This is a genomic window from Streptomyces morookaense (assembly GCF_013030945.1).
GTDB classification, from domain to species: Bacteria; Actinomycetota; Actinomycetes; order Streptomycetales; family Streptomycetaceae; genus Streptomyces; species Streptomyces morookaensis.
The window spans coordinates 1-13,815 of record NZ_JABBXF010000045.1 but is presented as its reverse complement, the minus strand read 5'-3'; the positions used below and the strand labels follow the sequence as shown (position 1 = coordinate 13,815).

Below are 13,815 nucleotides of genomic sequence, written 5' to 3'. Positions count from 1 at the left end.
GCCACGAGGCGAGGCGCGCGGCGAGCGTGCGGTCGCCGGCCAGCCGGGCCGCCACGGTGCGGATCTCCTCGTCGCGGGCGGCGGCGCGGGCGCGCAGCGCGTGCCGCTCCTCGTCCGCCGCGCGCTCGTCGTGCATGGCCGGGTTCGGCGGCACCAGAAAGACGCCCGCCTCCTGCGCGGACGGCTCCGGGGCGGGGGCCAGCAGGGCGGCGGCCGTGCCGACGGCCACCGTGGAGCGGGGCAACAGCGAGGCCTCGGCGAGGACTTCGCGGGCGCGGGCGTGCGAGTCGGCGTCGGTGATGACCACACCGTCGACGAGCTCGGGGCGGGCGGCCAGCACGGCGGCGTGGTCCGCCGGGTCGACGGCCTGGGCGAGGTAGCGCCAGCCGGGCAGCGCGGGGATGCCGTGTTCGCCGAGGTACTCGACGGTGGCCAGCACGTCCGGGCCGGGCGGCAGCAGGCCGCCGTCGCCGAGCGCGCCGAGGATCCGGGAGTCGTCGGCGGCGGCCGTGCGCAGGTCGAACAGCTGCCGCTCGGCGGAGGCGACGTTCTCCTCGAGGAGGGCGTGGACGGCGTCGGCGTTGCGGTCCAGCTCCTCGGCGGTGAGGGGGCCCGCGGCGGGGGCTGCGCCGAGGGCCGTGCCGGTGCGGGCGCCGGGTCGGCCGTCCGCATCCGAGCCCGCCTCGCGAGCCGTCGACGGGCCGGTGCCACTGCCCGCACGGTGGGCGGCGTCCGTGTCGGCGCCGCCCCCGCGCTGTCCCGGAACCTGGCCGGAGGCCATGGACTCGGACAGGCCCAGCAGCTCGGTCAGACGCTGCTCGGCGCCGAGGGACTCCGCCGCGCGGCGCTCCGCCTCGTACGCGGAGACGGCCGCCGTGGCGGCGTCCGCGGCGCGGGCCGCGGCCAGTTCGGCGCGGCTCTCGGCGGCCGCCGCCTCCTTCGCGTGCGCGGTGGCCTCGCGTGCCGCTTCGCGTGCGGCCTCGTACGCGGCGACGGCCGGCTTCTCGGCGTCGCTCGCGGCGAGCGCGGCGCGGGCGGGGTCGGCGTCGGGGCCCGAGGCGTCGATCCAGCCGGCGCGCACCGCCTCCTCCGTCTCCTGCTCGACCTCGGCGAGGCGCTGGCGCAGATGGCCGGCCTCGCTGCGGGCGCGCTGGGCGTCGGTGGCGGCGGCGGTGGCGTCCCGGTGGGCGGCCTCGCCGGCCTGCTGGAGGGCGGCGGACCGTTCCTCCTGCTCGTTGGCGAGCGCCTCGCCCTGCTCGGCTGCGGCGTTGAGGGCGCGCACGAGGTCGGCGGCGGCGCGGGAGCGGGCGGCCAGGGCGGGGGCGGCGTCCTTCTCCGCCTCGTGGATGGCGGCGGCCACCCGGGCCGAGCGGTCGGCGGCGGCGCGGTGGCGCAGCACCGTTTCGGCGGCCTGCCAGGCGGAGTGCAGGGTGCGGGCGTCGTTGAGTTCCCGGCGCTGGGCGGCGGCGGCCTTCTCGGCCGCGGCGAGGGCCAACGAGGCGTGCCGGTAGGCGAGTTCGGACGCGATCAGGGCGCTGCGGCCGCGCTCCGCCTCGGCGTCGGTGACGGCATGCCCGGCGGCGGCGACCTGCTCGGCCAGCTCGGCGGCGCGGCCGCGCTCCTGGGCGCCGCGCGCGGAGAGGCGGCGGGCGAGGGAGCGGGTGCGGCGCTCGGCACCGGCGTGCACGCCGCGCGCCTCGTCGCGCCGGGCGCCGGCCTCGGCGATGCGCGAGAGCAGGTCCAGCGAACCGGCCGTGAAGTCCCGCTCGGCGGTCAGTTCGGCGCGGCGGCCGAGCTTGTGCGCGAAGCCGTGCACGAGGTCGGCGAGGCCGTCGGTGTCGCGGGTGTCGGTGACGGCGCGCAGCAGCAGGTCGGTGAAGTCCGAGTCGTTCTTGACGGCGAAGAGGCCGGCGGCCTCGCCCTCGTCCGCGTTCATCTCCCGCTGGTAGCGGAAGAGTTCGGGGTCCAGGCCGAGCTCGCCCAGGTGCTCGTTCCAGCGCTCGTGGATCTCCTCCCACACCACGTCCAGGTGCGGGTAGGCCTTGCCGGCCTCGGTGAGGGCGTCGCGGAAGCCCTTCATCGTGCGGCGGCGGCCGCGGGCGCCCGAGGCGCCGTCGGCGTGCGGGCGCATGGCGGTGGACTCGGCGACCGGCAGCGAGTCGAGGCCGAGGCCGGGGCCCGGGCGGAACGAGTACCAGGCCTCGGCGAACTTGCGCGGGTCGTTGGAGACCTGGCGGCCGCGCCACTCGCTGACCTTGCCGACGACGATGCTCTCGCCGGTGAGGACGTGCTGCCACTCCAGGGCGACGTGGCCGCAGTCGTCGGCGAGCAGGAACTTGCGCAGCACGCCGGAGCTGGCGCCGCCCAGGGTGTTGCGGTGGCCCGGCAGCATGACCGAGAAGATCAGCTTGAGCAGGACGGACTTGCCGCCGCCGTTCTCCAGGAAGAGCACGCCCGCGGGCGCCGGGCGGCGCGGCGGGCCGACGGGCTCCTCCTCGAAGAACTCCGCCTGCGCGGGAGCGGGGTTCGGCACCGGAGCCCCGACCCCGCGCAGGTCCAGCACGGTGTCGGCGTAGCGCGCACCGGCGGGCCCGATGGAGTAGAGGCGGACCCGGGACAGCTCGTACATGGCGGCGGACTCTCGTTGGATGCGGGGACGTTGGATCAGGCGGAGTGGCTGTGCTGGTTTTCAAAGAAAGGCAGGCCGGCGTCGGCGACCAGATCGAGGGCGTCGGCCTCGTCCGGCGGCAGGAGCGTGGCACTGCCGTCGGCGACGGGCACGATGCCCAGCTCCAGCAGTTCGGCCATGGCCGCGCTGCCCGCTATGTCGCGCACCTGGAGCTGGTAGCGGGCGGTGGTGCGGTAGGTGCCGCCGGCGTCGTCGCCGGTGCGCTGGAGGAAGCCGGAGTCGACGAGGAAGGTGACCGCCTTGGCGATGATGCCGGTGGTCGAACCGGCCAGGCGGCGGGCGTCCTTGGTGGCACCGGTCGCGCTGCGCCGCGCGTAGACCCGCCAGGCGGCCTCCAGGCCGGGGGCGTCGGTGCTGGGGTCGGTGTTCTCCCCCTGCTCGGCGGCCCGCTCCTCCAGGCGGCGGCAGGCCTGGCGGACGAACGCGTCCACGCCGTTGACGCTGACGCGGCCGATGTAGCCGTCGTCCGCGAGGTCCTCGGGGCGGGGGAAGGCCATGGCGGCCACGGCGAGATGGGCCAGGCCGTGCAGGAAGCGGTCGCCGGAGTCGACCGTCGCGCGGCGGGCGTAGTCGCCCATGCGGACGGCGAAGACGGAGTCCTCTGCGGCGGTGACGGCCATGCCGGCGCGGGTGGAGACCTCCAGCACGACGAGCCCGAGGCCTGCGGCCACGGCGTCGGAGAGACGGGCGAAGGCGGGGTCCTCGCGGTGGCGCCGGAGGAGTTCGGCGTACTCCGCGTCGCGGGCGGGCTGCAGCTTGGGCTGCAGCCCGTACGCGATGAGCCGCGCGGCGTCGGCGGCGTCGGCGGGGGTGACGTTCGCGGTGCCCGCACGCTCCGGCTCGGCGTCCGGCTGTGCCGGGATGTCGACGTCGTCGTACTCAGTCACGGTTGCTGCTCCTGCGGGCGATGCACGGGGTGCGGTGGGTCCGGCACCGCCGGACTGCTTCGTGGTGGTCGTTCGCCGTTGCGGCGGGGGTTCGGTGTCGGCCGGGCATGGCGGCGACTGCCCGTCGGAGGGCGGCCGGCCTGCGGCCGGTCCCGCACCGCCGGACCCCTTCGGTGCGGCCGTTCGCCGTTGCGGCGGGGGATTTGCGCCGGGCAACCGCCCCTCGGGCGGCGCAGGTTCCGGGGGAGCTCATGCCGCGTCCTTCCTGTCCGCCGCCATGCCCGCCGCGTCCAGCAGTGCCTTGCCGACGATGAGGTCGGCGCCGCCGAATTCCTCGTCGTCCAGCACCGTGCCGTCGTCGACGGCGAACAGCAGTTGCTGTTCGCCCTGGCGGTACGCCGTGCCGACCGCGGGACTCGCCGCGTGGACGGCCAGGAGGGCCACCAGGTACGGGAGTTCGGGGTCGCGGCGGCGGGCCTCGGCCAGGAGGCCCGAGAGGCGTCGGGGGGCGTCGGGCGGGAGGTCGAGGAGCTCCATGGCGGAGGCCAGTTGCTCCTCGCTGAAGCGGCTGTCGTCGGGGGTGGCGATCAGGTCCGGTTCGGGCATCTCCGCGCCGAGGTGCTCGCGCTCCAGCGGCGGCGTCAGGAGCACGTCCACCAGGTCGGTGAGACGCACCGCGGCGGGGGTGCGCAGGCCCGTGCCGCGGGCGAAGAAGGCGTCGGTGACGCGCGTCGCCTGTTCCACCGGCAGCGGCAGGACGGGCGCGACGAGCTGGCCGTACAGGTCGAGCCCGGCCCGCGCGGCGGGCGTGGCGAACGCCTGGCGGTCCTGTTCGGCGCGGAACAGCGGCCCGGCCTCCAGCAGCCGGGACTGCAGCTGGGTGTGCCGGCGGATGCAGTCCTTGACGATGTCGACGAGCTCGGCGGCACGCCGCTTGTGCTCGGGCTCCTCCGCTTCGTCCCTCGCCTTGCGGATGTTGGTGAGGATCGCGTTCTCGTGCCGGTAGCGGTCGGCGACGTGTTCGAGCGCTTCGGCGATCATGTCGGGGACGGTCTTCAGCCAGTCCACGGCGCGGACGTTGCGCCGGGTGGCGTCGAGCGTCTTGCGGAGGGTCTCCGCGTACTGCACGGTGCGGTACCGCGCCTGTTCGGCGGCGAGCTGGGCGTCGGCGAGGCGGCCCCGGCTGATGAGGACCTCCAGCTTCACCTCGGCGGCGATCTGGGCGCTGGTGACGTCCGTGTCGAGGGCGCCGACGAGGACGTTGACGGCCTCGTCGGTGGTGCGCAGGAAGACCGTGCCGCCGGGGCCCGGGACCTCCTCGATGAGCTTGAAGTCGTAGTCCCGCCGGACGTAGACGCCGTCCGCGCCGAAGGTGCCGTAGACGGCGCGGAAGCCGCGGTCGACGCTGCCGACGTTGATGAGGTTCTCCAGGACCCACCGGCTCACGCGCTCGTGCTCGGCGTGCGGGCGCCCGGGGGCCTGGGCCGCGACGCGCGGCAGCAGGCGGGCCACTATCTGCTCGTGGTCGGCGCCGGTGTCGAAGTCCATGTTGAGCGTGACGAGGTCGATGGCGGCGAGCGCCACCTCCGCCATGGCGTAGACGCCGTACTCGCCCGCGAGGTTGGCCTTGCGGGTGTCGAGGTCGTGCAGCGGCGCCGTGCACGCGAGCGCGCGCAGCCTGCGGGCCAGGCCCTCGTCGGCGGCCGGGCCCGGGGCAGGGCGCGACGGCCCGTTGAGCTGGGGCGGAACGGCCGCCGGGGCTGGAGAAGTCACGTCGCACAGCGTAGGCGGTCACCCTGACAACGGACGAAACGGCACCGTCGGATCAGCGGTCAGACGGCAAAGACGGACATGATGCCGATATTGCAAGCAAGCAGGATAAACGCCGTGGGCAGTTGCGCCTTGATGGGCCCGTACCGGTCCGTGAGCTCCAGCAGCGCGGCCGGGACCATGTTGTAGTTGGCGGCCATCGGCGTCACGAGCGTGCCGCAGAAGCCGGCCAGCATGCCGACGGCCATGACGCCGGGGGCGCTGCCGTGGGCCTGCTGGACGAGGACCGGCCAGCCGACCGCGGCGGTCATCACGGGGAAGGCTGCGAAGCCGTTGCCCATGACGACCGTGAAGAGGAACATCCCCACGCAGTAGACGACGACCGCCAGGAAGACGGAGCCGTCGGGCAGCACCGCCGTGGTGATCCGGCGGACCTGGTCGCCGACCCCGGCGACGGAGAAGATGGCGCCGAGCGTGGCGAGCAGCTGCGGCAGCAGCATGACCCAGCCGGCCGTCTCCAGGATCGACCGGCCCGCGTGCAGCGGGACGGATATCCGCTTCTCGCGCAGCATCACCATGGCGACGGCGAGGGCGACGACGGCGCCGATGCCCAGGCCCAGGATCGTCTCGCTGCCCTTCTCCAGCACCGGTTCGCCGCCCGCGTGCAGCCGTTTGACGCCCACGGCGCAGACCAGGGCGACGGCGGGGATGGTGAGTGCGGGCACGAAGAGGCGGTTGCCGAAGCGCGCCGCGTCGGCGGCCCGCTGCGCGGGCGTGGCCGTACGGGCCGTGCCGCGGCCGGTGAAGCCGAAGCCGGCGAGGCAGGCCATGACGAGGACGGCGGCGCCGAGCGGCTCGGCGGGGGCCTTCTTGTCCGTCACCCACGTGCTGTAGACGAACCCGGCGCCGAGCAGGCCCCAGAAGGCGGCCGTGCCGTGACGCCTGGGGTTGGTGCGGTCGGCGAGCATCTGGGCGGCCATGACCAGGAAGACGCCGCCGACGAGCCAGAAGAACCACTCCGCCCTGATCACTTGTCCGCCCCCTTCGCGGCCGGCCCTGCCACGCGCGCGTGCTCCAGCGTGCGGTCCAGGCGCAGCAGCCGCCAGCCGTGCACGAACAGGGCGCACAGCGCGGTCGGGACGGCCCACAGCGCGAGGTCCAGCGGTTCCAGGTGTGTGTGGTAAGTGGTGTTGACGAACCCGGTGATGAGCAGGATCGAACCGACGGCGAGGAAGACGTCCTCGCCGAAGAAGAGCCCGACGTTGTCGGCGCTCGCGGTGTAGGCGCGCACCTTCTCCCGGACGGCGTCCGGGAGTTGGCCGTGGCTGCGTTCGGCCGCGCCTTCGGCCATCGGCGCGGCGAGCGGGCGTACCGTCTGGGCCTGTCCGAAGACGCTGTTGAGCCCGAGGGCCGCGGTGAGCTGGCGGAGGAGGAGGTAGAGGGCGAGGAAGCGGCCGGTGGTAAGGCCGGCGAACCGGGCTATCAAGTGGCGTGCCTGTTCCTGGAGTCCGTGCCGTTCCAGGAGGCCGATGACGGGGAGGGTGATGGCGAAGATCGTCACCGAGCGGCTGGAGGCGAACCCGGTGCCGAAGGCGGCGAGCACCTCCCGGGGCGACAGTCCGCCGAGCAGTCCGGTGGTGATGCCCGCAACACCCACCACCAGCAAGGGGTTGCGCCTCGTGGCGAATCCGGCCACGACCACGAGGACGCCCAGAAGTACGAGCATGCGTCCTGCCTTCCGCATTCTCGGACCTCACTCGACGAGGTGAGGCGGTTGGCGAGGAGGCTAGGATATTGTTGAACAATCCTCAACAGGCAATGCTGAAACCGTCGTCGGGCTGAGACAGCTGGAGCGTCAGGAACAGCTGAAGCAGCCACTCCGCCGAGACCCGTGGGAGAGGCCATGGCCCTGTCCACCGCACAGCGTGTCGCCGCAGCACTGCGTGCCCGTATCGAGAGCGGCGATCTGCCGCCCGGCCACCGGCTGTCGGAGGAGGCCCTCGGCAGAGAGCACGAGGTCTCGCGCAACACCCTCCGCGAGGCCTTCCGGCTGCTCATCCACGACAGCCTGGTCGTGCACCTGCTCAACCGCGGTGTCTTCGTCAGGGTGTTGGAGCCCGCGGACGTCACCGACATCTACCGGATGCGCGCCGCCCTGGAGACCGCGGGCGTGCGGGCCGCGGCACACGCCCCCCGGACGCTGCACGATGCCGTCTCCGCCACGGTGACCGAGGCCGAGCGGGCCGCCGCCGCGGGCGAGTGGCAGCAGGTCGGCTCGGCGGACCTGCACTTCCACCGCGCGCTCGCCGCACTGGCGCAGAGCCCGCGCATCGACTCGGCCATGGACCGCCTGCTGGCCGAACTGCGGCTGGCCTTCCACGAGATGCCCTCGCCGCGCCGCTTCCACGAACCCTTCCTGGCCCGCAACCGCGCCCTCGCCAAGATGCTGGAGAGCGGCGAGCACGCCCGTGCCGAGGCCGAGTTGACCACCTATCTGGACGACGCCCGGGAGCTGATCCTGGGCGCCATGAAGGAGGCCCACGCATGACATCCGTGACCGCAGAAGCGACGGAGGCCGTCGTCCTCGACCTCAACGCCGACCTCGGCGAGGGCTTCGGCCGCTGGCGGCTCACCGACGACGACGCCCTGCTGTCCGTGGTCACCAGCGCCAACGTGGCCTGCGGGTTCCACGGCGGCGACCCCTCGACCATGCGCCGGGTGTGCGAGACGGCCGCCGAGCGCGGCGTCGGCATCGGCGCCCAGGTCTCCTACCGCGACCTGGCGGGCTTCGGGCGCCGGGCCATGGACGTGCCGCCGCGCGAGCTGGCCGACGAGATCGCCTACCAGATCGGCGCGTTGGAGATCTTCGCACGGGCCGCCGGCGCCCGGGTCTCGTACGTCAAACCGCACGGCGCGCTCTACAACCGCAGCGTGCACGACGCCGAGCAGGCCGCGGCCGTGGTCGAGGGCATACGGCTCGCGGGCGGGGCGCTGCCCGTGCTCGGGCTGCCCGGCTCCCGGCTGCACGAGGCGGCGCAGCAGGCCGGACTGCCGGTCGTCGCCGAGGCGTTCGCCGACCGCGCGTACACCGCGGCGGGCACGCTCGTCCCCCGTCATGAACCGGGTGCCGTGGTCACCGACGCCGACACGGTGGTGCGGCGCTCGCTCGGCCTCGCCCGCGACCGGGCGGTGACCGCGATCGGCGGCGAGCGGGTCCCCGTCCACGTCCGCTCGCTGTGCGTGCACGGCGACACCCCCGGGGCCGCCGCCCTCGCCCGCCGGGTGCGGGACGAACTGGAGGCCGCGGGCGTCCGGCTGAAGGCCTTCGCATGAGGGCCCTGCCCGCCGGGGACCACGGGCTGCTGGTCGAACTCGGCAGCACCGAGGAGGCCGAGGCGCTCCACGCCGAGCTGCTGCGCAGAGCCGCGGCCGGCGAACTGCCCGCCGTGCAGGAGATCGTGCCCGCCGACCGCACCGTGCTGATCGACGGCCTGGCCGAACCCGGCGCGTTCGCCGAGAACCTGGCCTCCTGGGACATACCCCCGCTGACCCGCGGCGCACAGCGGGCCGTCGAGGTCCCGGTCCGCTACGACGGCCCCGACCTGGCCGAGGTCGCCGAGCGGTGGGGCGTCACGCCGCGCGAGGCCGCCGCCGTCCACGCGGACACCGAATTCCGGGTGGCCTTCTGCGGGTTCGCCCCGGGGTTCGGCTACCTCAGCGGGCTGCCCGACCGCTACCACGTGCCGCGCCGGGCCACGCCCCGCACCAAGGTCCCCGCCGGTTCGGTGGCCCTCGCCGGGCGGTACACGAGCGTGTACCCGCGCTCCTCCCCCGGCGGGTGGCAGCTCATCGGCACCACCGACGTCACGCTGTGGGACGCGGCGCGCACCCCGGCGGCGCTGTTCTCCCCGGGCACCCGGGTCCGCTTCGTACCGGAGGGCCGCACATGACGGAACGGACGGTCGCGGTCGTCCGCGCCGGAGCGCTGACCACCGTGCAGGACCTGGGCCGCACCGGCCACGCCCACCTGGGGGTGCCCCGCTCCGGCGCCCTCGACCAGCCCGCCCACCGGCTGGCGAACCGCCTCGTCGGCAACCCCGGCGAAGCCGCGACCCTGGAGACGACCCTGACCGGCTGTGCCGTCCGCGTCGGCCGCGCGGTGACGGCGGCGGTGACGGGCGCACCGTGCGCGGTGACCGTGGACGGGCGTCCCGTCGCGTGGGGCGCGGCCGTTCGCGTCCCGGCCGGGGCCGTGCTGGAGGCGGGCCCGGCCGTCCACGGCGTACGCAGCTACCTGGCCTTCTCCGGGGGGCTGGCCGTCCCGCCCGTCCTGGACAGCCGCTCGACGGACGTGCTCTCCGGCCTGGGCCCCGCCCCGCTGGCCGACGGTGCCGTGCTGCCGCTCGGCGCCCCGCACGCCCCGCCGCCGGGTGCGGACGCGGTGCCGCACCCCGGGCCCGTACGGGAGTTGGTGCTGCCCGTGGTGCTCGGGCCGCGCGACGACTGGTTCACCGCCGGGGCGCTGCGGACCCTGGCGGCCGGCGGCTTCCGGGTCTCGTCCGCGGGCAACCGGATCGGCCTGCGCACGGAGGGCCCGTCGCTGGAGCGGGCGCAGGACGGCGAACTGCCCAGCGAGGGCATGGTCCTGGGCGCGGTCCAGGTGCCGCCCGACGGCCGCCCCGTGGTCTTCCTCGCCGACCATCCGACGACGGGCGGCTATCCCGTGGTGGGCGTCGTGCCCGGGGCCTTCCTGGCCGCCGCGGCGCAGGCCGTGCCCGGCACGCCCGTCCGCTTCGTCCTGCGAAGTCCGCGGTTCCGCCCGGCGGTTCAGGCGGGCGGGGTGCCGTAGCCGCCGCCTCCGGGCGTGCGGACCTCCAGGACGTCGCCGGCTGCGGCCTCCACCACGGCGCAGCCGGCCAGCCGCTCGACGGAACCGTCGGCGCGTTCGACGAGGTTGACGCCGAGGGCTCCGGGCTCCCCGCCGGCCATGCCGTACGGGGGCACGCGGCGGTGTCCGGTGAGCAGGGCGGCCGTCATGGGCTCCAGGAAGCGGATGCGGCGCACCACGCCGCAGCCGCCCGTCCACCGGCCGCCCCCGCCGCTGCCCCGGCGCACCGCGAAGCTCTCCACGCGCACGGGGTAACGCCATTCGAGGACCTCGGGGTCGGTCAGGCGCGAGTTGGTCATGTGGGTCTGCACGGCGTCCGCCCCGTCGAAGCCGTCCCCCGCGCCCGAGCCGCTCGCCACCGTCTCGTAGTACTGGGTGCGTTCGTTGCCGAAGGTGACGTTGTTCATGGTGCCGGAACCCTCGGCCTGGACACCGAGGGCCGCGTAGAGGGCGCCCGTGACGGCCTGCGAGGTCTCGACGTTGCCGGCGACGGTGGCCGCGGGGAATTCCGGCGCGAGCATGGACCCTTCGGGGATGCGGATGTCCAGAGGCTTGAGGCAGCCGCTGTTGAGCGGGATGTCCTCGGCGATCAGCGTGCGGAAGACGTACAGCACGGCCGCCTTGACCACGGAGCTGGGGGCGTTGGCGTTCCCGGGCTGCTGGGGCGAGGTGCCCGCGAAGTCGATGACGGCGCTGCGGGCGGCGCGGTCCACGCGGACGGCCACCCGGATGACGGCGCCGCTGTCGGTCTCGTAGCGGTGGGATCCGTCGTGCAGCCCGGCGACGATGCGGCGCACGGACTCCTCGGCGTTGTCCTGCACGTGGCCCATGTAGGCCCGGACGACGTCCTGCCCGAACTCCTCGGTCATGCGGCGCAGTTCGTGGATCCCCTTCTCGTTGGCGGCGATCTGGGCGCGCAGGTCGGCGAGGTTGACGTCGGGGGCGCGCGAGGGGTACGGGCCCGAGGCGAGCAGGTCGCGCGTCTCCTGCTCGCGCAGCCGGCCGTCGCGGACGAGGAGCCAGTTGTCGAAGAGGACGCCTTCTTCGTGGATCGTGCGGCTGAAGGCGGGCATGGAGCCGGGGGTGATGCCGCCGATCTCGGCGTGGTGGCCGCGCGAGGCGACCAGGAAGAGCAGTTCTCCCCCTTGCTCGTCGAAGACGGGCGTGACGACGGTGATGTCGGGCAGGTGCGTGCCGCCGTGGTACGGGTCGTTGACGGCGTACGCGTCCCCCGGCCGCATCCTGTCGCCGTTGCGCCGCAGCACCTCCTGGATGGACTCCCCCATCGAGCCGAGGTGCACGGGGATGTGCGGGGCGTTGGCGATCAGGTTGCCCCCGGCGTCGAAGAGTGCGCAGGAGAAGTCCAGCCGTTCCTTGATGTTGACGGAGTGGGCGGTGTTCTCCAGGCGCAGGCCCATCTGTTCGGCGATGGCCATGAAGAGGCTGTTGAAGACCTCCAGCATCACGGGGTCCACGTCCGTGCCGACGGCGGCCGTTCGGGGCCGGGGGCGGACGCGGGTGAGCAGCAGGTGGCCCTGCTCGCCCACCGCGGCCTGCCAGCCGGGGTCGACGACGGTGGTGGCGTCGGCCTCCGTGACGATCGCGGGGCCGGTGAGGGTGTCGCCGGGGCGCAGCGCGGTGCGCCGCCGGAGGCGGGTCTCCTGCCAGGCGCCGCCGGTGAACATCCGGACGGTCTCGTCCTGTTCCTCCGGTTGCTCCTCCGGCGGTGCGGCCACATGGCCGGAGGCCCCGCCGGATGCGCCGGCCGCCTCGACCGAGACGGCCTCGACGACGAGCGGCTTGTCCATGGTGAAGGCGTAGCGGGCGCGGTGGGCGCGGGCGAACTCCGCGCTCATCGCGGCGGCGGAGTCCAGGGCCACGGGCAGGGCGGAGTCGGTGCCCGCGTAGCGCAGGTGCACGCGGGCGGTGGTGGTGACGGTGTCCTCCGGGACGCCGTCGGCGAGGAGTTCGGCGCGGGTGCGCTGCGCGAGCCGGTCGCAGGCCTCGTGTACCTGCGGCATCGCCTGCTCGTCCAGGGTTGTCTCCAGGGCCTGTTCGCGCAGGGCGGTGGCGGCGGCGACACCGATGCCGTAGGCGGAGAGCACGCCCGCGAGGGGCGGCACGATCACGGTGCCGACGCCGAGCGCGTCGGCGACGGCGCAGGCGTGCTGGCCGCCCGCGCCGCCGAAGCTGGTGAGCGCGTAGCGGGTGATGTCGCGGCCGCGCTGCACGGAGATCTTCTTGACGGCGTTGGCCATGTTGAGGACGGCGATGTCCAGGAAGCCCGCCGCGACCTCCTCGGGGCCGCGCCGGTCGCCGGTCGCGTCGGTGATCTCCCGGGCGAGCTGCGCGAAGTGCGTACGGACCACGTCCGCGTCGATGGGCTGGTCGCCGCCCGGGCCGAACACGGCCGGGAAGCGGCCGGGCCGGATGCGGCCGAGCATCACGTTGGCGTCGGTGAGGGTGAGCGGGCCGCCGCGCCGGTAGCAGGCCGGGCCGGGGTCGGCGCCGGCGGAGTCCGGGCCGACACGGTAGCGCCGCCCGTCGAAATGCAGCAGCGATCCGCCGCCGGCCGCGACGGTGTGGATGTTCATCATCGGCGCGCGCATGCGCACCCCGGCGACCTCGGTGCCGAAGGCCCGCTCGAACTCGCCCGCGTAATGCGCGACATCGGTCGACGTGCCGCCCATGTCGAAGCCGATCACCCGCTCGTACCCGGCCTCGCCGGAGGTGCGGGCCATGCCGACCACGCCGCCCGCGGGGCCCGACAGCACGGCGTCCTTGCCGCGGAAGTGCCGCGCCTCGCGCAGCCCGCCGTTCGACTGCATGAACATCAGCCGGACGCCGGGCAGTTCGCGGGCCACGTCGTCGACGTAGCGGCGCAGGATCGGCGAGAGGTAGGCGTCGACGACGGTGGTGTCGCCGCGTGGCACGAGCTTCATCAGCGGGCTGACCTCGTGCGAGCAGCTCACCTGGGAGAACCCGGCCGCGCGGGCCGCCGCGGCGACCTGCTGCTCGTGCGCGGGGTACCGGTAGCCGTGGAGCAGGACGACGGCGGCGCTCGCGAAGCCGTCGCGGCGGGCCGCGCGCAGGGCGTCGGTGGCCGCGTCCAGGTCGAGCGGGCGGACCATCTCGCCGTGTGCGCCGACCCGTTCGGGGATCTCCACGACCCGGTCGTAGAGCGCCTCGGGCAGCACGATGCGGCGGTCGAACAGGCGCGGGCGGTTCTGATAGGCGATGCGCAGCGCGTCGCGGAAGCCCTCGGTGACGACCAGCACGGTGGGGGTGCCCTTGCGTTCCAGCAGGGCGTTGGTGGCGACGGTGGTGCCCATCTTGACGACCGCGATCCGGTCGGCGGGGACGGGGTCGTCCGGGCCCAGGCCCAGGGTCTGCCGGATGCCGGCGACGGCTGCGTCACGGTGGTGGGCGGGGTCGTGGGAGAGCAGTTTGCGGGTGACGAGCCGGCCGTCGGGGCGGCGGGCGACCACGTCCGTGAAGGTGCCACCGCGGTCGATCCAGAACTCCCAGCGTTCTGCCATGCAGCCATTGTGGGGCTGCGCCCCGTGAGGGGCGCCCCGTGA

At 74.6% G+C, this 13,815-nt stretch carries 9 protein-coding genes and 1 pseudogene; 4 read left to right on the top strand and 6 right to left on the bottom strand.

The window, feature by feature from the left end:
* The 5 genes and pseudogenes from HG542_RS20265 to HG542_RS20245 form a co-directional block, all read right to left on the bottom strand.
* Positions 1-2,629, bottom strand: a pseudogene (locus HG542_RS20265) (hypothetical protein); the annotation flags it as partial.
* 35 nt (positions 2,630-2,664) lie between these two features.
* On the bottom strand, positions 2,665-3,552 hold the full coding sequence (locus HG542_RS20260; protein WP_373313225.1) for a hypothetical protein: 888 nt from the start codon (positions 3,550-3,552) through the stop codon (positions 2,665-2,667).
* Positions 3,553-3,825: 273 nt separating this feature from the next.
* Positions 3,826-5,349 carry a hypothetical protein gene (locus HG542_RS20255; protein WP_171083462.1) on the bottom strand — a complete coding sequence of 508 codons (1,524 nt, stop codon included), beginning with the start codon at positions 5,347-5,349 and terminating at the stop codon, positions 3,826-3,828.
* Positions 5,350-5,408: 59 nt separating this feature from the next.
* The gene (locus tag HG542_RS20250; RefSeq protein ID WP_171083460.1) at positions 5,409-6,377 is read right to left on the bottom strand and encodes a DUF979 domain-containing protein; all 969 of its coding nucleotides are present in this window, start codon (positions 6,375-6,377) and stop codon (positions 5,409-5,411) included.
* The gene (locus HG542_RS20245) at positions 6,374-7,072 is read right to left on the bottom strand and encodes a DUF969 domain-containing protein (protein ID WP_171083458.1); all 699 of its coding nucleotides are present in this window, start codon (positions 7,070-7,072) and stop codon (positions 6,374-6,376) included. The genes HG542_RS20250 and HG542_RS20245 overlap by 4 nt, the downstream gene beginning before the upstream one ends.
* A 177-nt stretch (positions 7,073-7,249) precedes the next feature.
* Here HG542_RS20245 and HG542_RS20240 point away from each other — a divergent pair, with 177 nt between their 5' ends.
* From HG542_RS20240 to HG542_RS20225, 4 genes are read left to right on the top strand one after another with little or no spacing between them, the layout of a single operon-like run.
* Positions 7,250-7,894 carry a GntR family transcriptional regulator gene (locus HG542_RS20240; protein WP_171083456.1) on the top strand — a complete coding sequence of 215 codons (645 nt, stop codon included), beginning with the start codon at positions 7,250-7,252 and terminating at the stop codon, positions 7,892-7,894.
* A complete protein-coding gene (locus HG542_RS20235) occupies positions 7,891-8,679 on the top strand; it encodes a LamB/YcsF family protein (RefSeq protein ID WP_171083454.1) in 789 nt (262 codons plus the stop codon). Before HG542_RS20240 ends, HG542_RS20235 begins: the two co-directional genes overlap by 4 nt.
* Positions 8,676-9,296: a 5-oxoprolinase subunit B family protein gene (locus tag HG542_RS20230; RefSeq protein WP_171083452.1), complete on the top strand. Its 621-nt coding sequence runs from the start codon at positions 8,676-8,678 to the stop codon at positions 9,294-9,296. The genes HG542_RS20235 and HG542_RS20230 overlap by 4 nt, the downstream gene beginning before the upstream one ends.
* Positions 9,293-10,195, top strand: coding sequence for a 5-oxoprolinase subunit C family protein (locus tag HG542_RS20225; protein WP_171083450.1), 903 nt, complete (start codon positions 9,293-9,295; stop codon positions 10,193-10,195). Before HG542_RS20230 ends, HG542_RS20225 begins: the two co-directional genes overlap by 4 nt.
* Here the strand turns inward: HG542_RS20225 and HG542_RS20220 are convergent.
* A complete protein-coding gene (locus tag HG542_RS20220) occupies positions 10,174-13,773 on the bottom strand; it encodes a hydantoinase B/oxoprolinase family protein (RefSeq protein WP_171083448.1) in 3,600 nt (1,199 codons plus the stop codon). The two genes, HG542_RS20225 and HG542_RS20220, sit on opposite strands and share 22 nt — an antisense overlap.
* Positions 13,774-13,815 lie beyond the last annotated feature (42 nt).